Origin of the sequence: Nocardioides sp., from assembly GCF_041913365.1 — a bacterium.
Taxonomy (GTDB): domain Bacteria; phylum Actinomycetota; class Actinomycetes; order Propionibacteriales; family Nocardioidaceae; genus Nocardioides.
Genome location: NZ_JAYSFM010000001.1, coordinates 513,104 through 533,523 on the forward strand (window position 1 = coordinate 513,104; position 20,420 = coordinate 533,523).

General features: G+C 73.8%; 17 protein-coding genes. 11 read left to right on the forward strand and 6 right to left on the reverse strand.

What is annotated here, in order from left to right; translation table 11 throughout:
- Positions 1–8 precede the first annotated feature (8 nt).
- A complete protein-coding gene (locus tag ACE3QY_RS02605) occupies positions 9–1,325 on the reverse strand; it encodes a hypothetical protein (protein WP_374454441.1) in 1,317 nt (438 codons plus the stop codon).
- A 96-nt stretch (positions 1,326–1,421) separates the two neighbouring features.
- Between ACE3QY_RS02605 and ACE3QY_RS02610 the strand changes: the two genes are divergently transcribed.
- The gene (locus ACE3QY_RS02610; protein WP_374454442.1) at positions 1,422–2,138 is read left to right on the forward strand and encodes an oxidoreductase; all 717 of its coding nucleotides are present in this window, start codon (positions 1,422–1,424) and stop codon (positions 2,136–2,138) included.
- 282 nt (positions 2,139–2,420) lie between these two features.
- On the opposite strand, the gene ACE3QY_RS02615 is transcribed toward ACE3QY_RS02610, so the two are convergent.
- Both ACE3QY_RS02615 and ACE3QY_RS02620 read right to left on the reverse strand, forming a co-directional pair.
- On the reverse strand, positions 2,421–3,218 hold the full coding sequence (locus tag ACE3QY_RS02615) for an HAD family hydrolase (RefSeq protein ID WP_374454443.1): 798 nt from the start codon (positions 3,216–3,218) through the stop codon (positions 2,421–2,423).
- A 44-nt stretch (positions 3,219–3,262) separates the two neighbouring features.
- Complete coding sequence (locus ACE3QY_RS02620; RefSeq protein WP_374454444.1) at positions 3,263–4,987, reverse strand: lipase family protein; 1,725 nt, start codon at positions 4,985–4,987, stop codon at positions 3,263–3,265.
- Positions 4,988–5,134: 147 nt separating this feature from the next.
- Between ACE3QY_RS02620 and ssd the strand changes: the two genes are divergently transcribed.
- The 7 genes from ssd to ACE3QY_RS02655 all read left to right on the forward strand — a co-directional run bounded on the left by ssd (position 5,135) and on the right by ACE3QY_RS02655 (position 9,664).
- Positions 5,135–6,154 (forward strand): septum site-determining protein Ssd, encoded by a 1,020-nt coding sequence (ssd, locus tag ACE3QY_RS02625; RefSeq protein WP_374454445.1) that lies wholly within the window; start codon positions 5,135–5,137, stop codon positions 6,152–6,154.
- Positions 6,151–7,314 (forward strand): TadA family conjugal transfer-associated ATPase, encoded by a 1,164-nt coding sequence (locus ACE3QY_RS02630; RefSeq protein ID WP_374454446.1) that lies wholly within the window; start codon positions 6,151–6,153, stop codon positions 7,312–7,314. Before ssd ends, ACE3QY_RS02630 begins: the two co-directional genes overlap by 4 nt.
- A complete protein-coding gene (locus ACE3QY_RS02635) occupies positions 7,308–7,979 on the forward strand; it encodes a type II secretion system F family protein (protein WP_374454447.1) in 672 nt (223 codons plus the stop codon). The genes ACE3QY_RS02630 and ACE3QY_RS02635 overlap by 7 nt, the downstream gene beginning before the upstream one ends.
- Positions 7,979–8,662, forward strand: a complete 684-nt coding sequence (locus ACE3QY_RS02640; RefSeq protein WP_374454916.1) for a type II secretion system F family protein — start codon at positions 7,979–7,981, stop codon at positions 8,660–8,662. The genes ACE3QY_RS02635 and ACE3QY_RS02640 overlap by 1 nt, the downstream gene beginning before the upstream one ends.
- 134 nt (positions 8,663–8,796) lie before the next feature.
- Entirely contained in the window at positions 8,797–8,970 is a 174-nt protein-coding gene (locus ACE3QY_RS02645) for a DUF4244 domain-containing protein (RefSeq protein ID WP_374454448.1), read from the forward strand.
- Positions 8,970–9,332 carry a TadE family type IV pilus minor pilin gene (locus ACE3QY_RS02650; protein ID WP_374454449.1) on the forward strand — a complete coding sequence of 121 codons (363 nt, stop codon included), beginning with the start codon at positions 8,970–8,972 and terminating at the stop codon, positions 9,330–9,332. The genes ACE3QY_RS02645 and ACE3QY_RS02650 overlap by 1 nt, the downstream gene beginning before the upstream one ends.
- Complete coding sequence (locus ACE3QY_RS02655; protein WP_374454450.1) at positions 9,329–9,664, forward strand: Rv3654c family TadE-like protein; 336 nt, start codon at positions 9,329–9,331, stop codon at positions 9,662–9,664. The genes ACE3QY_RS02650 and ACE3QY_RS02655 overlap by 4 nt, the downstream gene beginning before the upstream one ends.
- Positions 9,665–9,673: 9 nt before the next feature.
- Here ACE3QY_RS02655 and ACE3QY_RS02660 read toward each other — a convergent pair whose 3' ends face one another.
- Together ACE3QY_RS02660 and ACE3QY_RS02665 are read right to left on the reverse strand one after the other, a co-directional pair.
- Complete coding sequence (locus ACE3QY_RS02660) at positions 9,674–9,976, reverse strand: hypothetical protein (RefSeq protein ID WP_374454451.1); 303 nt, start codon at positions 9,974–9,976, stop codon at positions 9,674–9,676.
- Positions 9,977–9,994: 18 nt separating this feature from the next.
- Entirely contained in the window at positions 9,995–12,334 is a 2,340-nt protein-coding gene (locus ACE3QY_RS02665; protein ID WP_374454452.1) for a DEAD/DEAH box helicase, read from the reverse strand.
- 157 nt (positions 12,335–12,491) lie between these two features.
- Here ACE3QY_RS02665 and ACE3QY_RS02670 point away from each other — a divergent pair, with 157 nt between their 5' ends.
- From ACE3QY_RS02670 to ACE3QY_RS02680, 3 genes are all read left to right on the forward strand, one after another.
- A complete protein-coding gene (locus tag ACE3QY_RS02670; RefSeq protein WP_311287040.1) occupies positions 12,492–12,827 on the forward strand; it encodes an anti-sigma factor antagonist in 336 nt (111 codons plus the stop codon).
- A gap of 155 nt (positions 12,828–12,982) precedes the next feature.
- A complete protein-coding gene (locus tag ACE3QY_RS02675) occupies positions 12,983–15,310 on the forward strand; it encodes a sodium-translocating pyrophosphatase (RefSeq protein WP_374454453.1) in 2,328 nt (775 codons plus the stop codon).
- Positions 15,311–15,435: 125 nt separating this feature from the next.
- A complete protein-coding gene (locus tag ACE3QY_RS02680; protein WP_374454454.1) occupies positions 15,436–19,521 on the forward strand; it encodes a hypothetical protein in 4,086 nt (1,361 codons plus the stop codon).
- A 2-nt stretch (positions 19,522–19,523) separates the two neighbouring features.
- Here ACE3QY_RS02680 and ACE3QY_RS02685 read toward each other — a convergent pair whose 3' ends face one another.
- A complete protein-coding gene (locus tag ACE3QY_RS02685) occupies positions 19,524–20,417 on the reverse strand; it encodes a phosphotransferase family protein (RefSeq protein ID WP_374454455.1) in 894 nt (297 codons plus the stop codon).
- Positions 20,418–20,420: the final 3 nt, after the last annotated feature.

The window sequence follows — 20,420 nt, forward strand, 5'->3', positions numbered from 1 at the left end:
TGCTGCCCTCAGCGGCGTGCCTCGCAGCGCGGCACCGTCTCGCCCTGGCAGGTGTCGCGTCCCGACCTGCCGTCGACGAAGTCCCTGCCGGGACCGCCGATGAGGCGGTCGGGGCCGTTCGAGCCGGTGAGCGTGTCCTTGCCCGGGCCACCCAGGAAGCGCACCCGGGGCTTGCGGGCGCAGTCGGCGCGGCCGAGGTCCGCGGTGGCGTCGAGGGCGGTGATCATGTCCTTCCCGCCGAGGCCGTGTGCGGTCGCGCGGCAGGCGAGGACGGCCAGGTCGTTGGCGCCGGGCGTGCCGAGGACCTCGACGTCCGGTGCGACGACGGTGGCGTCCTCGAAGCCGCGCGCGGCGATCGTGACCTCGCCCTTGCCCCGGCCCGTCGAGAGCCGGCCCTTGCGGAGGTCGAGGTCGACGTCGGACACGGTGGCCATGCCGAGGTCGAGGCGGTCGGTCCCGCGCCCGCCGTTGAGGGAGGCGTTGTCCTTGGTCTTCCCCAGGGAGACGATCCGCAGCTCGTCGTCCCCCGACCTGAAGGACGCCTGGAAGAGCGTCGAGCTCCGCAGGCCGTCGAAGAACAGCGAGTCGTGGCGCTGGCTGCCGCCGAAGCCGAAGCGGGTCAGCCCCGGGTGGGAGGTGACCGCGAACCGCGAGAAGCCCGACATGGGCTGCACCGGTGCCCGCGTCATGCCGAGGGTGCCGAGGTCGGCGTTGATGCTCACGCCCCACGCCTCCACCGGGTGCAGCCGGAGCATGCTGTCGTCCCCTCCGTCCAGCACTCCTGCGCCGGTCGCCACGCCGTACCACGACAGGTCGACCCAGCCCGCCCGCACCGCGTCCGGGTTGCCCTGCTGCGGCTGGCCCGAGACCACGACGTCCTCGCGCAGCCCGCGCCAGCCCGTGTCGATGGTGTCCCGCCCGGTGTCCAGGTGGGTGCCGGCCTGGACGGTCCCGGCGTGCACCACGTCCCGGGCCGGCGAGCCGATGTAGCTGTCGTCGCCCTCGCCCAGGACGCTCTCGCTCCCAGCGACGGCTGCGCCGGCGTCCACGCTGTCGTTGCCCGCGCCCGCGTCGACCACGGGTCGCGCCCAACCGGTCACGCACACGAGGTCGTCGCCCCCGAGCGCGAGGACGCGGGTCGCGCCCTCGGTGGCGATGACGTCCCGGCCCTCGGTGCCGGTCAGCGTGCCGGAGGCGTCACCGGGACCGCTGACGGTCACCGCCTGCCCCTGGCAGGTCGTGGGCGCGGCCGTGGCCGAGGTGGCCGGCAGCAGCGTCGCGCCGAGGAGGGCGCTGGCGAGGAGTGCGGTGGTGGAGCGGTGCATGGACGTGTTCCCCCGTCGTGGTGGTCGGCTGTGGCGCAGGTTACGGCGTGGGATGCCGCGACCGGCCGAAAGGTTGCCGCGACTACCGTCCTCCCCATGACCGACCCGCTCGCCTGGCTCACCGACCTCGAAGGGGTGCGCTCGGCCTACGCCGGCACCCGCGACGGGATCGACGTGATGCTGCGCGACCGGGGGCTGCGGCGTACGTCGCCGGAGCTGACCGCGGAGTCGCTGCTGCGCGGCGCCCACGCGAGCGCCGTGCTCGAGGGGTCGTCCTCCTCGCTGGAGCAGGTGCGGGCGGGGGAGGGCGACGAGATCGCCTCCGACGCGGTCCGGCTGTCGGCGTCGATGCTCGCCCTCGCCCCGTTGCTCAAGACCGCCCCGCTCCAGGCGATCGCCCGGCTGCACACCGTCGTCGCGTCCTCCGCCCTCCCCGCCGACGAGCTGGGCCGCCCGCGCGACGCGGCGTCCGCGGACCGGCTGCGCGGGGTGTCCGAGCTGCTGCTCTCCGGCACCGAGGCGCCAGCTCTCCTGGTGGCGGCGATCGCGCACGCCGACGTCGCGACCGCGGCACCGTTCGCCTCGCACAACGGGATCGTCGCCCGCGCGCTCGAGCGGCTGGTGCTGGTCTCGCGCGCTGTCGACGCCAAGTCGCTCGTCGTGCCCGAGGCCGGGCACCTCGCCCACCGGGCGGCGTACGAGTCCAACCTGCGCGGCTACTCCTCCGGCGGTCCCAGCGGGGTGCACTCGTGGGCGCTCTACGGCGCCGAGGCCTTCGCCGCGGGCGCCGAGGCCTCGCCGCTGCGCGGCTGACCCGCGCATGCGAGCGGCACCCGCTCACATGGATCGGGTGCCGCCGCTGACACGTGATGCCGTGGCTACCAAGCGTGCTCTTCTCAATCGCTGCCTCGGGCAGATCCCGAACGGTCAGCACCCCATCGGATGGGTGGATCGCCGCGTGGGTACCCGGTACACGTGCTGTCTCTTGAGTTGCTGCTTCAGTTCTAACCCGGCCCGCAGGGGTCTTCAAGGGTTGACTTTCCCCACCGCCGGTGGGTGCGCCGGGGATCGGGTCGGAACTGGCGCCGGAACCGGTCAGGCCTCGAGGCCGCGGCGCTTCCGGTTGGCCCAGATGACGCTCCCGGCGGCGACCGCGCCGCCGACCGCGAGGGCGGCCAGGGTCGGCTTGGCGGGCGGGACCGGGATGTGCCGGCGCAGCGCCACGGGGCGGACGAAGCTCAGCACCGGCCAGTCGTGGGTGACCGCGATGCGGCGCAGCTCCTTGTCGGGGTTGACCGCGAACGGGTGTCCGACGACCTCGAGCATGTGTACGTCGGTCACCGAGTCGCTGTAGGCGAAGGACTCGGCCAGGTCGTAGCCGACGGTCGCGGCGAGGTGCTCGATCGCGCGCGCCTTCTCCTCGGCGTAGGCGTAGTAGTCGATGTTGCCGGTGTACTTCCCGTCGACGATCTCCATCCGCGTCGCCACCACCCGGTCGGCACCGAGCATCTGGCCGATCGGCTCGACGACCTCGGCGCCGCTGGCGGAGACGATGACGATGTCGCGCCCGGCGGCCCGGTGCTCGTCCATCAGGGTGACGGCTTCGGCGTAGACCAGGGGCTCGACGATGCTGGTGATCGTCTCGGTGACGATGTCGCGCACCGTCGCCACGTCCCAGCCGGCGCACAGCTGCGACATGAAGGCGCGCATCTTGTCCATCTGGTCGTGGTCCGCGCCACCGGTGAAGAAGACGAACTGGGCGTACGCCGACCGCAGCATCGCGCGCCTGGAGATGAGCCCGCCCGCCTGGAACTCGCGGCTGAAGGCCAGCGTGCTCGACTTGGCGATGATCGTCTTGTCGAGGTCGAAGAAGGCCGCGGTGGGGCGAGGCATGCCGTCATGTTAGGTGCGTACGACGTCGCCCGCCGGGAGTCCGGTCAGCTGCAGGTGTCGTCGGCCGGCTCGCCGGAGAGCCGCTGGGCGGTCCATTCGTAGAGGTCCGCGACGAGAGGTGAGTCGGCGGCGACGACGCCGACGTGGTCGCGGTCGGGGTAGGTGCGGTAGTCGACCGGCCCTCCGCCGGATGCACAGCGCTGGTCGGCGTACTCCTGCTGTGCGGACGGGATGACCAGCTGGTCGGTCTCGCCCTGCGCGAGCAGGAGGGGTGCCGGGATCGGGCCGACGGGGACGTTCTCCTCGAGCCGCGCGCCGAGCGCGCCCGACGCGGGGTCGCCGTCGACGACCGAGGTGTCCTGCGTCAGGTGGACGCCGACGTTGAGCAGGGCGCCGAGGCCGGACAGGCACCTCGACGCCATCTCGCGCACCTGCACCTCGGCGGCGCCGCGGACGTAGGTGGAGAGCCGGACGTCGTCGTAGGTGCGGGCGTACCCCTCGAGCACGTAGGAGGCGAAGATGCTGCCGCCGGTGACCTCGTCGAGGTTGGCGATGAGGCCGGTCAGGTTGCTCGCGGGCGCCATCGCGGCGACGCCGACGACCCCGGCGTCGGGGGCGTAGTCGTCGGCCAGCGTGCCCGCCCAGAGGGCGGCGTGACCGCCCTGGGAGTGGCCCCACACCACCGCGTGGTCGTCGAGCTCGAGCCCCTCGACCTCGCGTGCGGCGCGGATCGAGTCGAGGACGGCGTGCCCGGCGGGCTCACCGACGAGGTAGGAGTGCGGACCCTCGGTGCCGAGACCGATGTAGTCGGTGGCGACGACGGCCCAGCCCTCGTCGACCGCCCGGTCGAGGGTGAACATCGCGCCGGCCTCGAAGGGGTCGGGCAGCAGCGACGGTGCGCACCCCTCGGCGACGCCGGTGGTGCCGTGCGCCCAGGCGACCAGGGGGAGCGGTCCCTCGGGGGCGTCCTCCGGCACGACCAGCAGGGCGCTCGCCACGGCGGGATCCTCGCCGAGGCCCGTCGTCGTGTAGAGCATGCGGTAGGCGGTTGCGCCCTCCGGGACCTCACGGTCGAACTCCGCGGTGCGCAGCAACGCCCCGGGCTCGGACGGGACGTCCGCGGGTGGCGTGTAGAACGCGTCGGGCACCGGCGTGCTGCGCGCGACGACGGAGCCGATGCCGGCCAGCGCCACCGCCACGGCGAGGGTGGCGACCGCGGTGACGAGGGAGATGCTGCGACGCCACCACGGTGCCGCACCGGTGACCGCGTCACCGCTGGTGCGGCCGCGCGCTCCCTGCCAGACCAGCTCGAGCCCGTACCACAGCAGCCGGATGCCGAGCACGACGGCGATCACGATGGACGCGAGGTCGGGCCAGGTGGCCGCGAGGACGCCGAGGATCACCAGCGCCGCTCCCCGGATCGCCGCCGTGATGCGCCCGGGGCCGCGCTCGCGGAGGGCGTGGAGGATCGCGACGGCCCCGTCGACGACCAGTGAGGCGGCGACCACCCAGACCACCACGACGACGGCGCTGCCCGGCCAGGCCAGCACGGTGACGGCCGCGAGCGCGTACGCCGCCGCGGGGAGCAGGTCGAGGGGCCGGCGCGGCCTCTCCACGTCGGTGAAGCTGCTGAGCGCCATGACCAGCAGGCCCAGCACGACCAGCACCAGGAGGAGGGTCAGGGACCGGAACGGGCGGAACAGCAGCGACCAGCCGACGACGACCGCCAGCAGCCCGACCACGAGCGACCGCACACGCCAACCAGCCATGGGTGCCCTCCCGGAAGCGCCTCCACCCCGGACCATCGTGGCTTCCCGGGCCAGCATCCGTCCACAGCCCGCGGCCTGACGGCCCTTTCCACAGGCAGCCGCGTCACGCACCCCGCGGGGTCGGTGCCTGCGACGAGGCTCGTCGGCATGCCCGTCCTCCTCGTCACCGCCTCCGCTCCCGTCCACGACGCCGTGGTGCCCCTGTGCGCAGCCGCCGGCGTCGGCGCCCAGGTCTGCCGGGACCCGGTGCTCGCCCTCGCCACCTGGGTGGAGGCCGACCTGGTCCTGGTGGGGGCCGACCTGGCGGCGGAGGTGGCGGCCCTATCGCCGGCGCGGAGGGAGGGCGTCCTCGTCGTCGGGCCGGCGCCCGCGGACGACGCGTTCCGGGCCGCCGTCGAGCTCGGTGCGCAGTCGGTCGTCGACCTCGGCACGGCGGCCGAGTGGCTCGTGGATGCGCTGGCTGACGTCGGGGAGCGCGCCTCGCCGGGCCGGGTGGTCGGGGTGGTCGGAGGAGCCGGTGGTGCCGGAGCCACGACGCTCGCCTGCGCCCTGGCGCAGTGGCACGCGGGGCGGGCGCCGACGCTGCTCGTCGACACCGACCCGCTCGGTCCCGGTCTCGACCGGCTGGTCGGGATGGAGGGCGAGCCTGGCGTGCGCTGGGAAGGCCTGGCCGAGACCGCGGGCCGGCTGGGTGCCCGGGCGCTGCGCGAGGGCGTGCCTCGCCGCGACCACCTCGGCGTCCTCTCCTGGTCCGGCGTGCGGCGGCGGCTCGACCTGCCGACCGTGCGCCGGATCCTGCCCTCGGCCGTCCGCGGCCACGACCTCGTCGTCCTCGACCTCGCCCGCCACGGCGGGTCGCTCACCGAGCTGGTCGACCGCTGCGACGACCTCCTCGTCGTCACCCCGGCCACCGTTCCCGGGCTCGCCGCGACGGCCCGCCTCGTCGAGGAGCTCGGCCGCGACGGCAGGGCGGAGCGCGCCGGGCTGGTGGTGCGCCCCGGCGGTCTCGGCGACGCCGACGCCGAGCGGGTCACCGGCCTGCCCGTCGTCGCGGCGCTGCCCGACCAGCGTGGGCTGGCCGCGTCGGTCGACCGGGGACTCGGCCCGCTCGCCGGGCGAGGTCCGCTCGCGAGGGCCGCGCGCGACCTCCTCGGGGACGCGGCATGAGCACTCCGGTGCCGGCGGCGGTCCTCGACGACGTACGCCGCCGGCTCGCCGGCGCCGCCGGTGACCTGACCCCGCACCGGGTGGCCGAGGCGCTGCGGGCTTCGGGGTCGCCGGTGGGCGACGCGACGGTGCTGGCCGTCCACGACCTGCTGCGCCGCGACGTGCTCGGCGCCGGGCCGCTGGAGGAGCTGCTGCGGCTGCCCGACGTCACCGACGTGCTGGTCAACGGGCCTGAGGACGTCTGGATCGACCGTGGCCGCGGGCTCGAGCAGGCGTCGGTCTCCTTCCCCGACGACGCGGCGGTGCGCCGCCTGGCGCAGCGCCTCGCCGCCACGGCCGGCCGGCGGCTCGACGACGCGTCCCCGCACGCGGACGTACGCCTCCCCGACGGCACGCGGTTCCATGCGGTGCTCGCACCCGTCGCCCGGTCCGGGACGGTGATCTCGCTGCGCGTGCCGCGCGGTCGCGTCTGGACGCTGCCGGAGCTGGTGGCCGCCCACGCGCTCCCGCCCGAGGGCGCCAACCTGTTGGAGGAGGTCGTCGACGCGCGGTGCGCGTTCCTGGTGACCGGCGGCACCGGCACGGGGAAGACGTCGGTGCTCTCCGCGCTGCTGTCGCTGGTCGACCCGGGCGAGCGGATCGTGCTCGTGGAGGACGCCAGCGAGCTGCGGCCCGAGCACCCGCACGTCGTCGCGCTCGAGGGCAGGCCGGCCAACATCGAGGGTGCCGGGGCGATCTCGCTCCAGACCCTCGTGCGGCAGGCGCTGCGGATGCGCCCGGACCGGCTGGTGGTCGGGGAGGTGCGCGGAGGTGAGGTCGTCGACCTGATGGCCGCGCTCAACACCGGTCACGGCGGGGGCTGCGGGACGCTCCACGCCAACTCGGCGGCCGACGTGCCCGCCCGGGTCGAGGCACTGTCGTTGGCCGCCGGGCTGCCGCGGGCGGCGGCGCACAGCCAGCTCGCCGCCGCGCTCGACGTGGTGGTCCACCTCGGCAGGGGGCGGGAGGGCCGGCGCCGGGTCCTCGAGCTGGCCGTCCCTGTGCGCGGCGACGACGGACTGGTCTCGCTGCGTACGGCGGCCACCTTCGAGCCCGACCGGGTCGTCCGCGGCCCGGCCGCGGCGGCGCTCGCCCGGCGGCTGGACACGGTGGCGTGCTGAGCGCGTGGGTCGTCGCGCTCGCGGCCGGTGCACTGGCTGCGCTGGTGCTGCCGGCCGGCCCGCGCGGCCCGATCCCGGTCCGCGCGGGATCTCGCCGACCGGTGTGGTCGCCGCGGGGCCGGCGGCGCCGGCGAGCCGCGGACCAGGCGGCGGTGCTCGAGGTGTGCGACCTCCTGGCGGCCGAGCTCGCCTCCGGGCAGCCAGCCGGGACGGCGCTGGCGGTGGCGGGCGAGCGCTGGCCGCCCCTGATGCCGGTCGTGGAGGCCCACCACCTCGGCGCCGACGTGCCGCAGGCCCTGCGTGACGTGGCGGCGCAGCGGCCGGGGGCGGCCGACCTCCGCTGGGTCGCAGGTGCCTGGCAGGTGGCCCACCACACCGGGCGCGGGCTCGCCGCCGCCCTCGAGCGCACTGCGGCCGGGCTGCGGGCGAGGCGGCGGACCCGCCGCCTCGTCGACTCGGAGCTCGCCTCCGCCCGGGCCACCGCGCGACTGGTCGCCGGCCTGCCCCTGGCGGTCCTCCTGATGGGCTCGGGCGCCGGGTCGGACCCCTGGGGCTTCCTGCTGGGCACCCCGGTCGGCGTGGGGTGCCTGGTGGCCGGGCTCGCCCTGCTCGCGCTCGGTCTCTGGTGGATCGAGCGCCTGGCCGACCAGGCGGCCGCGCCGTGATGTGGCCGTCGGTGGCGTGCGCGTTCCTGGCAGTGCTGGCGTGGCTGCCGCCTGCCCGCCGGCAGGTCAGGCGGCCGACGGCCTCCCGCCCGCCGCTTCGCCTGCTCTGGGCCGCCGGCGCGGGGATAGGCGCGTGGCTCTTCGTCGGTGGCACGGGCGGACCCGTGGCGGGTGTGGCGGGGGCGGCAGGTGCGTGGTGGGTCCTCTCGCGCGTGGAGCCGCCCGACGTACGCCGCGACCGGCAGGAGGTGGAGCGGACGCTCCCGCACCTCATCGACCTCTTCGCCTCGACGCTGCGCGCCGGTGCCGAGCCGGTCGCCGGGCTGGCGCAGGTGTGCGCGGCCCTCCCGGGGCCGGCCGCCGACCGGCTGGCGACGGTGGTGGAGCACGCGCGCTGGGGCGCCACCGCGACCGAGGCGTGGGAGTCGGTGGGCGACGACGAGCAGCTGGCGCCCCTGGTGCGCGCGATGGTCCGTTCGCAGGCGTCGGGTGCCTCCGTCGTGGACCTCGTCGAGCGGTTCGCCGACGAGCTGGAGCGCGAGGGCCTCGCGCGGGCCGAGGACGCCGCACGGAAGGTCGGGGTCTCGGCGGCCGTGCCGCTCGGCGTCTGCCTCCTGCCGGCGTTCCTGCTCCTCGGCGTCGTGCCGACGGTCACCTCGCTCCTCGGCCGGGTCGCGCCGTGAAGTGTCCACAGGCGCCGCCGATCGGGGCCTGTCCACAGCGAGCGGGTCGACCAGGTGCGGCTCCGGGCCCCGGCCCGGAGGCTCGTGCCACGGCGGGTCTCATCGGGAGTCCCGCGCCACCCTCAGGAGGACGGATGACGACCACCCCACGCGACGAGCGCGGCATCACCACCGCGGAGTACGCCGTCGGCACCGCAGCGGGCGCCGGTTTCGCCGCTCTGCTCTACAAGCTGCTCACCGGCAGCTTCGGCGACCGACTGCTCGGCCGCCTCTTCGACCACGTCATGAGCCTGCTCGGCATCGGCTGATGCCGCCGCGCGAGCACCGGGAGCGGGGAGCGGCGACCGCCGAGCTGGCCCTCGGCATCCCGCTCCTGGTGGCGCTGACGGCCGGCCTGGTCTGGATGCTGGCCGTCGGTGCGGCGCAGGTCCGGGTCGTCGACGCCTCCCGCGAGGCCGCTCGCGCGGTGGCGCGCGGCGACGACGTCGCGGCTGCGGAGGCGGTGGCGCTGCGGATCGCCCCCGAGGGTGCCCGGGTGAGCGTGGCGGTCGGCGACGGGCAGGTCGTGGTCACCACCACCGCGCGGGTCCGCGGTCCCGGCGGCCTGCTGGCCTCGCTGCCAGGCGTCACCGTGTCCGACGAGGCGGTGGCGCTGGTGGAGGAGTCGTGAGCAGGCGGCCCGACGGCGGAGGCGCGACGGTGCTGGTGGTGGCGATGGCCGGGGTGCTGCTCCTCGTGACGGTCGGGCTGTCGGCGGCCGGCGGCCTGGTGACGGCCCAGCGCCGGGCCCAGGCGGCGGCCGACCTGGCCGCCCTCGCGGCGGCGACGAGCCCGAGCGCCGCGTGCGACGCAGCCGCCCGGATCGCCGCCGCCAACGAGGCCACGCTGGAGGGCTGCGGGGCCGTGGGTCGTGACGTCACGGTGGAGGTGAGCGTCGCGGGTCCGGCCGTGCCGTGGCGGAGGGTCCGGGTCACGGCGGAGGCGAGGGCCGGCCCGGGATGAGCGGGTGGGTCAGCTCCGGGTGTCGTCGTCGCCGTCGGCGCGGCGCTCGGCCTCGACCCGCTCGAGCTTCTGGTTCAGCTCCGTGAGCTCCTTGCGCTCACGGCGGTGGGCGAGGCTGCGCTTGGTGCCCCACTTGAGGATCGAGAAGCCCCACAGGATGGCCGCGCCCGCGGCGACGCCGACGAAGAACGACTCGAGCGTCGACACGGTGAACCCGAGCAGCTCACCGCCGTTGCCCGGCTCGCTGACGAACACGGCCGAGAGGATCGCGATGCCGCCGAGGATGATGAGACCGAGTCCGAGGATGACCATGGGCCGAATCTAGCCCCATCACGCAGTGCGTGGCGCTCCCGCGAGGAGCGCGTCCAGCAGCAGGATCGCGCCGGGCTTGTCGAGCGGGTTGTTCTGGTTGCCGCACTTGGGCGACTGGATGCACGAGGGGCAGCCGCTCACGCACTCGCAGCCGGCGATCGCCTCCCGGGTGGCCGTCAGCCAGTCGACGGCCGTCCGGTAGCCCCGCTCGGAGAAGCCGGCACCGCCCGGGTGACCGTCGTACACGAAGACGGTGAGCACCCCGGTGTCCGCGTGCCGGGCGGTCGAGACGCCGCCGATGTCCCAGCGGTCGCAGGTCGCGAAGAGGGGGAGGAGGCCGATCGAGCAGTGCTCCGCTGCGTGGGCGGCCCCGGGGACGTCGAGCGTCGCCAGGCCAGCCTCGGCGACCACGTCGTCGGGGACGGTCCACCACACGGCGGTCGTCCGCAGGGTGCGCTCGGGCAGGTCGAGCGGCTCCTCGGCGAGCACCTCGCCGCCCGGCTGGCGCCGCTTGAGGAAGGACACCACCTGGTGCGAGACGTCGACCTCGCCGAGCGCGAGCTCGCAACCGCCCCAGGACCGGCGCTCGCGCGTCGTGACGATGCTGATGTCGGTGACCTCGCGCGCCGTGGTGCTGTAGGCCGGGTCGTCGCGCCGCATCGTCGCCACGGAGTGCTCGAGGTCGAGCTCCTCGACGAGCCAGGTCTCGCCCTGGTGGACGTAGACCGCGCCGGGGTGGGCCTGGTTGTGCGCGCCGCCGGCGTCGACCGTGCCGACCACCCGCCCGGTGTCCGCCTCGATGAGCTGCACCGGCGACCCGCCGGCCGACCGGATGTCGGCCAGGTCGGCCGCGCGGCCGCGGTCGGTCCAGAACCAGCCCCGCGGCCGCCGGCGCAGCAGGCCGAGCTCGACGAGCTGGTCCACGACCTCGCGAGCGGTCGGCCCGAAGAGCGGCAGGTCTGCCTCGACCAGCGGCGACTCCTGCGCGGCTGCCGCCAGGTGCGGGCCCATCACGTGTGGGTTCGACGGGTCGAAGACGGAGGCCTCCACCGGGGCGCCGATCAGCATCTCGGGGTGCGTCACGAGGTAGGTGTCGAGCGGGTCGTCCTTGGCTACGAGGATGCCGAGCGCGTCCTCGGCCCCGCGGCCGGCGCGCCCCACCTGCTGCCAGAACGCCGCTCGGGTGCCCGGGAAGCCGGCGATCAGCACGGCGTCGAGCCCGCTGATGTCGATGCCGAGCTCCAGCGCGTTGGTGGCGGCCAGCCCGACCAGGTCGCCCCGGCGGAGGGCCGCCTCGAGGGCGCGCCGTTCCTCCGGCAGGTAGCCGCCGCGGTAGGCCGCCACCTTGTCCGGCAGCGACGGGTCCACCTCGGCCAGCAGCCCGGAGGCCGTGACGGCGACCTGCTCGGCGCCGCGCCGCGAGCGGATGAAGGCGAGCGTGCGCACGTCCTCGGCAACCAGGTCGGCGAGCAGGTCGGCCACCTCCGACGAGGCCGCCCGTCGGACGGGTGCGCCGTTCTCCCCGGCGTGCGAGGTGAACGGCGGCTCCCACAGGAGCAGCGAGACCTTCCCGCGCGGGGAGTCGTCGCGGGTGAGGGCGACGACGTCGAGGCCGGTCAGCCGGGAGGCGGTCACCTCGGGCTGGGCGACCGTCGCGGAGGCGAGCACGAAGGTCGGGTGGGCGCCGTACATCGCGCACACCCGGCGCAGCCGTCGCAGCACGTGGGAGACGTGGGCCCCGAAGACGCCGCGGTAGTGGTGGCACTCGTCGACGACGACGTACTGCAGCGACCCGAGGAAGCGGGACCACCGGTGGTGCGAGGGCAGCAGCGAGCGGTGGAGCATGTCGGGGTTGGTGAGGACGTACTCCCCGAAGTCGCGGGTCCAGTCGCGCTCCTCCCGCGAGCTGTCGCCGTCGTGCGCGGAGAGGCGTACGTCGAGCCCGAGCGAGGACAGCCCGGCCAGCTGGTCGTGCGCGAGCGCCTTGGTCGGGGCGAGGTAGAGCACCGAGGCCCCGCGCTCGCCCCGCAGGCCCCGGGCGGCGCGGATCGCCGACAGCGCCGGCACCTGGTAGGCCAGCGACTTGCCCGAGGCGGTCCCGGTCGCCACGATCACGTGGTCGCCGGCGTGCGCGGCGTCGGCCGCGACGACCTGGTGGCGCCACGGACGGGCTACACCGTGGGCGGCGAAGGCGGCACGCACGTCGCCCGGCACCCATGCGGGCCAGTCCTCGTGGACCGGCTCCCGGGCCGGCAGCACCTCGCGGTGCAGCAGCCTGTCCTCCCGCCCGGGGACGCCCGCCAGCCGGTCGACGAGGGCGTCGACCTGGGGCAGCACGCCGGGGCGGGAGGGACTCACCACTCGAGTCTGGCAAACGGGACCGACGGGGAGATGTTGGGGAGTCCTGCGCAACGGGTGGGACTCGTGGTTTGATACCACCCGGAATGAACTAGGGACGCACCCTGTGTCCCGCTGGCGTACTGTCCGAACTGATTTCGGGAACCGGGGAGCAGTCGTGGATCTCACCCTTGCCACACGCGAGGTGGATGGTCGCGCCATCGTGGCGGTCGGCGGCGAGATCGACGTCTACACCGCACCCAAGCTCCGTGACTGCATCACCGAGCTCGTCGGCGCCGGCACCTACGACATCATCATCGACCTCGAGGCCGTCGAGTTCCTCGACTCCACCGGCCTCGGCGTGCTGGTCGGCGGCCTGAAGAAGGTCCGCGCCCACGACGGCTCGCTCGACCTGGTCTGCACCCAGGAGCGGCTGCTCAAGATCTTCCGCATCACCGGCCTCGCCAAGGTGTTCGTGATCCACGACTCCGTCGGCCTCGCCCCCGGGGCCTGACGAGCGCGGCACTCCACCCCTCCGGATGCTTCCGGAGGGGTTTTCACGTTCCACTCGCGACGCCGCGTGTGGCGTGGGTCACCCAACACCCGTGATCCGGATCACGTCTGCGTAGACTCCGGCGCGTTCTGACTCATTCACAGGAGGACGCGCTAATGACGGGGATCTTGCCCGCTGTCGTGAAGCCGGAGCTCGAAGGTGGGAACCTGGTCCTGGTCGTCGTCGTCGCCCTGATCGCGCTCGGCGCGCTCGGGATGGCTGCGATGTTCCGGTCCCAGGTGATGGCCGCCGGCGAGGGCACCGACAACATGAGGACCATCGCCCAGGCCGTGCAGGAAGGCGCCAACGCCTACCTGACCCGGCAGTTCCGCACTCTCGGGATCTTCGCCGCGGTGGCGTTCGTGGTCCTGTTCGCACTGCCCGCCGACGACGTCACCGTCCGCATCGGCCGCTCGATCTTCTTCCTCGTCGGTGCCGGGTTCTCGGCCACCATCGGCTACCTCGGCATGAGCCTCGCCGTCCGCGCCAACCTGCGCGTCGCCGCAGCGGCCGAGACCGAGGGCCGCGACCCCGCCATGACCATCGGCTTCCGCACCGGCGCGTTCGTCGGCATGGCCACCGTCGGCCTGGGACTCCTCGGCGCGAGCCTCGTGGTGCTCCTGTTCAAGGACGAGGCCCCGCACGTGCTCGAGGGCTTCGGCTTCGGTGCCGCGCTGCTCGCCATGTTCATGCGTGTCGGCGGCGGCATCTTCACCAAGGCGGCCGACGTCGGCGCCGACCTGGTCGGCAAGGTCGAGAACAACATCCCCGAGGACGACCCGCGCAACGCCGCGACGATCGCGGACAACGTCGGCGACAACGTCGGCGACTGCGCCGGCATGGCCGCCGACCTCTTCGAGTCGTACGCCGTCACGCTGGTCGCGGCGCTGATCCTCGGCGCCGCCGCCTTCGGCGACAAGGGCCTGGTCTTCCCGCTGCTGATCCCGGCGATCGGCGCGCTGACCGCGGTGCTCGGTGTCTTCATCACCAAGCCGAGGGCCGGCGAGAACGGCCTGACCACGATCAACCGGGCGTTCTACATCTCCGCCGCCGTCGGCGCGGTCGCGTCGGTGATCCTGTCGTACATCTACCTCCCCGGCTCGTTCGCGGAGTTCGAGAACTTCACCGGCAGTGACATCGCGCAGGCGACCGGCGACCCGCGCCTGATCGCGAGCCTCGCCGTCGTCATCGGCATCGTGATGGCCGCGGGCATCCTGGCCCTCACCGGCTACTACACCGGCACCGAGTTCCGCCCCGTCAAGGACGTCGGCAAGACCTCGCTCACCGGCCCCGCGACCGTCATCCTGTCGGGCCTGAGCGTCGGCTTCGAGTCGGCGGTCTACACCACGCTGGTCATCGGCGCGGCGGTCTTCGGCGCCTTCCTGCTCGGCGGCGCGACCGTCACGGTCTCGCTCTTCGCCGTCGCGCTGGCCGGCTGCGGCCTGCTGACCACCGTCGGCGTGATCGTCGCGATGGACACCTTCGGCCCGGTCTCCGACAACGCCCAGGGCATCGCGGAGATGTCCGGCGACGTCAGCGAGCACGGCGCGCAGATCCTCACCGAGCTCGACGCCGTCGGCAACACCACCAAGGCGATCACCAAGGGCATCGCGATCGCGACGGCGGTGCTGGCCGCGACCGCGCTGTTCGGCTCGTACTCCACCTCGGTGGCGGAGGCGGTCCGGGACGCCGGCGTGCTCAGCGACGACGACGTCTCGGCGCTGAACTTCCTCGTCTACAACCCCGGCGTCCTGGTCGGCGTGCTCCTCGGTGCGGCGGTCGTGTTCCTCTTCTCGGGCCTGGCCATCAACGCCGTCGCCCGCGCCGCCGGCGCGGTCGTGTTCGAGGTGCGCCGCCAGTTCCGCGAGATCCCCGGGATCATGGAGGGCACCGGCCGTCCGGAGTACGGCAAGGTCGTCGACATCGTCACCCGTGACTCGCTCCGCGAGCTGATCACGCCGGGCATCCTGGCCGTGATGGCCCCGATCGCCGTCGGCTTCGGCCTCGGCGTCGCCGCGCTGGCGGGCTTCCTCGCCGGCGCGATCGGTGCTGGCACCCTGATGGCGGTCTTCCTGGCCAACGCGGGTGGCGCCTGGGACAACGCCAAGAAGCTCGTCGAGGACGGCCACCACGGTGGCAAGGGCTCGGAGGCCCACGCCGCGACGGTGATCGGCGACACGGTCGGCGACCCGTTCAAGGACACCGCCGGCCCGGCCATCAACCCGCTGATCAAGGTGATGAACCTCGTCTCGCTGCTGATCGCCAGCGCGGTGGTCTCGATGAGCGTCGGCGAGGACCAGAACGACGCCCTCCGCATCGCCATCGCCCTCGTCGCGGTCGCGATCATCGCGGTGGCCGTGGTGATCTCCAAGCGCCGCGAGGTGGCGATCGCCGACGACGGTGACAACGCCGGCTCGTCGTCGTTCCAGCCGCACACCGCCTGACCCAGGCGGCTCATCAGACGTCATGGCGGCTGGTCGCTCCGGCGACCGGTCGCCATGACGTCATTTCGGGGGCGGCGTCGCGCAAACCGTGTTCAAGGCCCGCCTGACATCCCTAGGCTCCGCGCATGGGGTTCGGGGGGCGGCTGACCGCGCTGCTGGTGACACTCGCTGCGACGGTTGCGGGGACGGCGGTGGTGGCGCTGCCGGAGGCGGTCGGTGCAGACCCGAGCGGCACCGCCACCGTGACCCTGCGGGTGCTCGACGCCGATGGCCGTGGTTCCCCCGGCACGGTGAAGCTGTGGCGCGAGGACGGCGACGGGTACGCGCAGGTCCCGGGGGCGGCTGTCACCACCGCCGGAGACGGCTGGGTCCGCATCTCGCAGGTCCCGCACGACGTCGAGCTCACCCTCTCCTCGGGGGCGCCCTCCTCGAGCGAAGGCGGCGACACCGCCTCGGTCGAGACGTTCCTGGGCGGGGAGCAGACCGCATACACCGCTGACTGGTTCTCCGTCCCTGGCAACGTCACGTTCCTCCGGCTCCCGTCCCTGAGGCGTCAGAGGGCCGTTGCTGTGTCCGGGACCGTGACGGACCTGCAGGGTCGGCCATGGTCAGCGCACGAGCGTGCCGTGGTGCGCTCGTGGGTTCGCACACCGGGTGGGCTCGTCCCCGGTCCCACCGCCGAGACGCAGCGGGGCGAGTCCGCGGGGTCGTTTCGGATGAACGGATTGTGGCCGGGCAGCGAGGTGACCGTCGGGGTGGTCCCGGACGGCGCCCCGGTGACCGGCCCGGCGTACCTGGGTGGCGCTTCGACCCTGGATGACGCGCGCTTCGTCACGACGCGCGAGAAGCGCACCGTCTCCGTGGGCCGCTTCGGCGCTCCGTTCGCCGCGACATGGGTCACGGGGCGGGCCGTCGACGACGACGGGCTGGCAGTCAGCGGGGCGGAGGTCACCCACGTCTACCTGGACTACACCTGGAGCCCCCGTGGCAGCGTGCAGGGCACGATCATCGCCGACACGGATGGCGACGGGCGTTTCGGCGTGCACGTCCTGCCCGGCGACACGGCGAAGTTCAGGGTCCGCTCACCCGAGTCCTACGACGAACACCCTTGGGTCGGCGGCGGCACGTCGTGGGAGACGGCCGGCGCCTACACCCCCGATGGCCGGGCCGAGATGACCGTCGACGACGTCGTCCTCCCTCGGGCCGGCGCGGTCCTTCGCGGTCGAGTGGTCGGCAAGGACGGTCGACCCGTGGTCGGCGCGTCCGTCTTCACCTCCGGTGCGACGTCGCAGCTGGACAGCTTCAGGGCGGACACCGACGATGCCGGCCTCTTCGAGCTGGTCGGAGTCCCGTTCGGCAGCGAGGTGAAGGTCTGGGTCAGCGACACGAACACCGGTCGCACGGGTTCGACCGATGCGGTCGTCGGCGAGGAGGCTCTGGTCACGCTGCCGGACATCGTGGCGCGGACAGAGCGGGCCGTCGTGACGGCCAGGGTCGTCAGCGACGACTCCATCCACGGCGTGGAGCTGTCACTGGTCGATCTCGACACGGGCAACCGGTGGGGTGTCCGCACGGTCTGGCACGGCCACGCCAGTGTGGCCGTCCCTCCGGGGCGCTACGGGGTGTACGGCAGCCGGCGTGCGCGGATCGACCACGACGACCGCGACTCGCGGGTCGACTGGTGGTGGGGTGGAGGCCGCCCTGACAGGGGGAGCCCGTTCGAGGTCGTCGTCACGGGCGGCGACGACCTGGACCTGGGTGAGCTCCGGATGGATCCTCCCACACTGCTGACCGGGCACGTCCGCGACTCCGCGGGGGTCGGGCTGGGCGGAGCCACCCTCACGCTCACCATGGGCAACGGATTCTCGGGAGTGCAGATTGTCAGGACGGATGACGACGGCGAGTACGCGGCCCTGATCCCGGACGGTGCCACCGTCGAGATCGCCGCGCAGCGCGAGCTGCCGACCGCGACCTACCCGACGGTGGTCCGCGGGACTCCGGGTGAACCGATCATGGTGCAGGGGGACCGGCAGGTGGAGGACGTTGTCCTCCGGCCGGTGTGGCAGCCCACGGTCGGCACGGTGGCCGGGATCCGGGACGAGGTGTGCCTCCAGAACAGGGCGAGCGAGCTGACCACGGGGCTGGGGCTGAGGATGACCTACGGCGCGCTCACCTGGTCGGGGTCGGTCGGCCAGGACTGGACCCGCCCCAGCCCTGCGGTGGCCGTGATCGCACCGCTGATGCTGCCCTCCACCGAGGAGTCGGAGGAGCTGGGACGCAGCATGTCGTGGGGTGAGGCCACGGACGGTTCTCTCTGCTTCCTCACCGTCACCCCGGACGTCACCCACCAGGTGTGGATCTCGGCGCCGGGAGACGACGGGCGCGTCACGGCCACGATCAACTACGACCACGTGCACGCTCCCGCCGACCGGTTCGGCCGGGAGCAGACGGTGGTAGCGGGCTGGAGCGACGGGCGGAAGTCCGTCGTGCTGCCGGGCGCGGGCCACGAGGGCGACTACGACGACGACGGCCGCTACGCCCTGATCAAGGGAAGCAGGGGCTCCGGACACCCCGGCCGGTACGTCTTCGACCACATCGGCTTTCAGGGAGGTGTGTCGGTCGAGAACGTCGAGCCACCGTCGATCAGCGGCACCGCGCGCCCCGGGGAGACCCTCCGCGTCGATCCGGGAAGCTGGACGGTCGACGGCGTTCCCTCCGACGCACTCGCCTTCACCTACACCTGGACCAACCGCAACGGCGAGACCAGTGGTCCCACGCGTCGGCTCGCATGGGAGGACGGCTCCACGACGATGGACGTCACCGTCGAGGCAGTGGTCCCGGGTCCCCGATTCCCGGCCGTGGCGCGCGCGACGGTCGAGGTCGAGGCCGCCACCGATCCCAACCCGGTCGACGTGACGACCAGCCACGGCACGACCTCCACCGGTCTGCCGATCGTGCTGATCGGCGAGACCCAGCTGATCGTCGTCCACGGCTGCGGCGGCGTGGCCCAGCCTACGTACACGCTCGACTACGCCTCTCCCTGGTCGTCCGACGTCAGCGGACCGATGACGCCGGGACCGGTCGACGAGAACGGGATCGGTGAGTACGCGATCACCATCGAGCACCTGTACGTCTCGGGCGTCGCCCGGATCCGGACCAACGTCCCCGAGTCCTGTGAGCCGGGATCAGCACTCGTGTCCGTCACCATCTACGTCGACCCGGCCGGCACGATCACCGACCAGTGGGGCGTCCCGGTCGACCATGCCACGGCCGCGCTGTTCAGGTCCGACACCGAGCAGGGCGACTACTCGGTGGTCCCCGACGGCTCGGACGTGATGTCGCCGAGCAACCAGGTCAACCCGATGACCGCCTACGACGGTGTGTTCCGCTGGGACGTAACACCCGGCTGGTACCAGGTCCGTGCGTCGGCGTCCGGGTGCGGCACGCGGTGGGGAGTGCCGATGGAGGTGCCACCGGCACGCATCTCGCTGCTGATCAAGATGCCGTGCACCTACCGCACGCCAGAGTTCGAGACGCACTACGCGGGCACGCGTGAGGTGGGCGGGACGGTGTCGGCGACGTTCGACACCGACGTGACCATCCCTGACGCGGTCGTCACGACGCAGTGGTACCGCGACGGCGTGCCGATCCCGGGAGCCACGGGATCGGAATACACGCTCGGCCCCTACGACGTCGGTCGCGAGGTCAAGCTCGAGCAACGCATCCAGCGTCGGGCGTACGTCCCCGACGACGGCCGGGGCCGGCCCGTCACGTTCGAGCCGGCCGTCGCGGAGGCGTACTGGTTCCTGCGCGGGGATCCGATCCCGCTCCCTGATCCCACGCCACCGCCCACGCCCACCCCGCCCGCCATCCCGACCCAGACGCCGACGGCCGCGCCGAGCTCCGCGCCGACCCCCGCGCCGTCGCCGGTCTCCTCGCGAACCGCTCTTCGGCTCGTCGGGAGCAACTCGGGTCGCGCCCGCGTGCGCGTCGTCGTCCGCGCGACGGGTGCGGAGCCGACCGGCGTGGTGCAGATCCGCGAGAGAGGCCGGGTCGTCGGCCGAGCGAGCCTGCGACCCGGCGACGGCGGCCGGGTCGTCGTACCCCTCGTCAGGCTACGCGTCCGCGGCGGTCACCGGATCGTGGCGACGTACCTGGGTTCGACGGCGGTGCTGCCCTCCACCTCGCCGCGAGTGCGGCTGCGGGCCTGACCTCAGCGCTCGCCGAAGTGCGGGCGGGTGAGCTCCTCGGTGAGCCCGCCGAGGGCGGTGTGGTCGTCCGTGTCGCCGGTGTGCGGGCCCTGCAGCCACTGGGCGAAGGACCAGATCTCCGACAGCCGCCACTCCAGGTCGAAGAGCCGCACCAGCCCGGGGTCGTGGTCGACGTCGCGCCCCTCGTGGACCAGCGTGGCCAGGTCGCGCTCGCGCGGGGCCAGCTTCAGCGACTCCCAGTCGACCAGCCAGGTGCGGCCGTCGGCCACCCACTGGTTGCGGACGTGCGGCTCCCCGTGGGTGACGACGTACGTCGCCGGGTCGGCGCGTGCGAGCAGCCGTGCGTGCTCCCGCGTCCAGGCGCCGACCCGCGCGAGGTGCGTCACCACCAGCTCGCGGGCCGCAGGCCCGAGCGGCTCGGACCAGGGGCGTTGGAGGAGGTCGCGCAGGTGGCCACCCAGCCCCGGGTCGATCTCGCTCGACCAGGCGGGAGCCGTCGGCGGTGGTGTCACGGCGTGCAGCCGCGAGAGCATCTCGGGGAGCTCGGCGACCGACTGCGCCGGACGAGCGCCCTCGAGCCACCGCGTCACGCTCGCGGTCCGGGGCCCGCACGGCACGGTGAAGCGACCGTCGTGGGAGGGGAGGGACGGCCACACGAAGTCGACGTCGAGCGCTGCCGCGGCGGCGTACGCCCCCTCGAGGCTCTCGGCGGTGTGCCGGGGCAGGTCAGGGTCGAGGGTGGCGAAGAGCGTCGGCTCACCGGCCACGTCGACCCGCCAGTGGTGGGCGCCCCACCCGACAGGGAGGTGCTCGACGTCATCGGCGCGCGGCTCCCAGCATCGGCGGACGACATCGAGCACGTCGTCGTCGGACACGTCGGGTGGCGGCTCCAGCACGGC

Excerpts from the sequence above, each read along its gene's own strand:
- ACE3QY_RS02640 (WP_374454916.1), top strand. The coding sequence starts at position 7,979 with ATGTGGCCGTCGGTGGCGTGCGCGTTCCTGGCAGTGCTGGCGTGGCTG.
- ACE3QY_RS02645 (WP_374454448.1), top strand. The coding sequence starts at position 8,797 with ATGACGACCACCCCACGCGACGAGCGCGGCATCACCACCGCGGAGTAC.
- ACE3QY_RS02650 (WP_374454449.1), top strand. The coding sequence starts at position 8,970 with ATGCCGCCGCGCGAGCACCGGGAGCGGGGAGCGGCGACCGCCGAGCTG.
- ACE3QY_RS02620 (WP_374454444.1), bottom strand. The coding sequence starts at position 4,987 with ATGGCTGGTTGGCGTGTGCGGTCGCTCGTGGTCGGGCTGCTGGCGGTC.
- ACE3QY_RS02660 (WP_374454451.1), bottom strand. The coding sequence starts at position 9,976 with ATGGTCATCCTCGGACTCGGTCTCATCATCCTCGGCGGCATCGCGATC.
- ACE3QY_RS02675 (WP_374454453.1), top strand. The coding sequence starts at position 12,983 with ATGACGGGGATCTTGCCCGCTGTCGTGAAGCCGGAGCTCGAAGGTGGG.
- ACE3QY_RS02680 (WP_374454454.1), top strand. The coding sequence starts at position 15,436 with ATGGGGTTCGGGGGGCGGCTGACCGCGCTGCTGGTGACACTCGCTGCG.
- ACE3QY_RS02630 (WP_374454446.1), top strand. The coding sequence starts at position 6,151 with ATGAGCACTCCGGTGCCGGCGGCGGTCCTCGACGACGTACGCCGCCGG.
- ACE3QY_RS02610 (WP_374454442.1), top strand. The coding sequence starts at position 1,422 with ATGACCGACCCGCTCGCCTGGCTCACCGACCTCGAAGGGGTGCGCTCG.
- ssd (WP_374454445.1), top strand. The coding sequence starts at position 5,135 with ATGCCCGTCCTCCTCGTCACCGCCTCCGCTCCCGTCCACGACGCCGTG.
- ACE3QY_RS02605 (WP_374454441.1), bottom strand. The coding sequence starts at position 1,325 with ATGCACCGCTCCACCACCGCACTCCTCGCCAGCGCCCTCCTCGGCGCG.
- ACE3QY_RS02615 (WP_374454443.1), bottom strand. The coding sequence starts at position 3,218 with ATGCCTCGCCCCACCGCGGCCTTCTTCGACCTCGACAAGACGATCATC.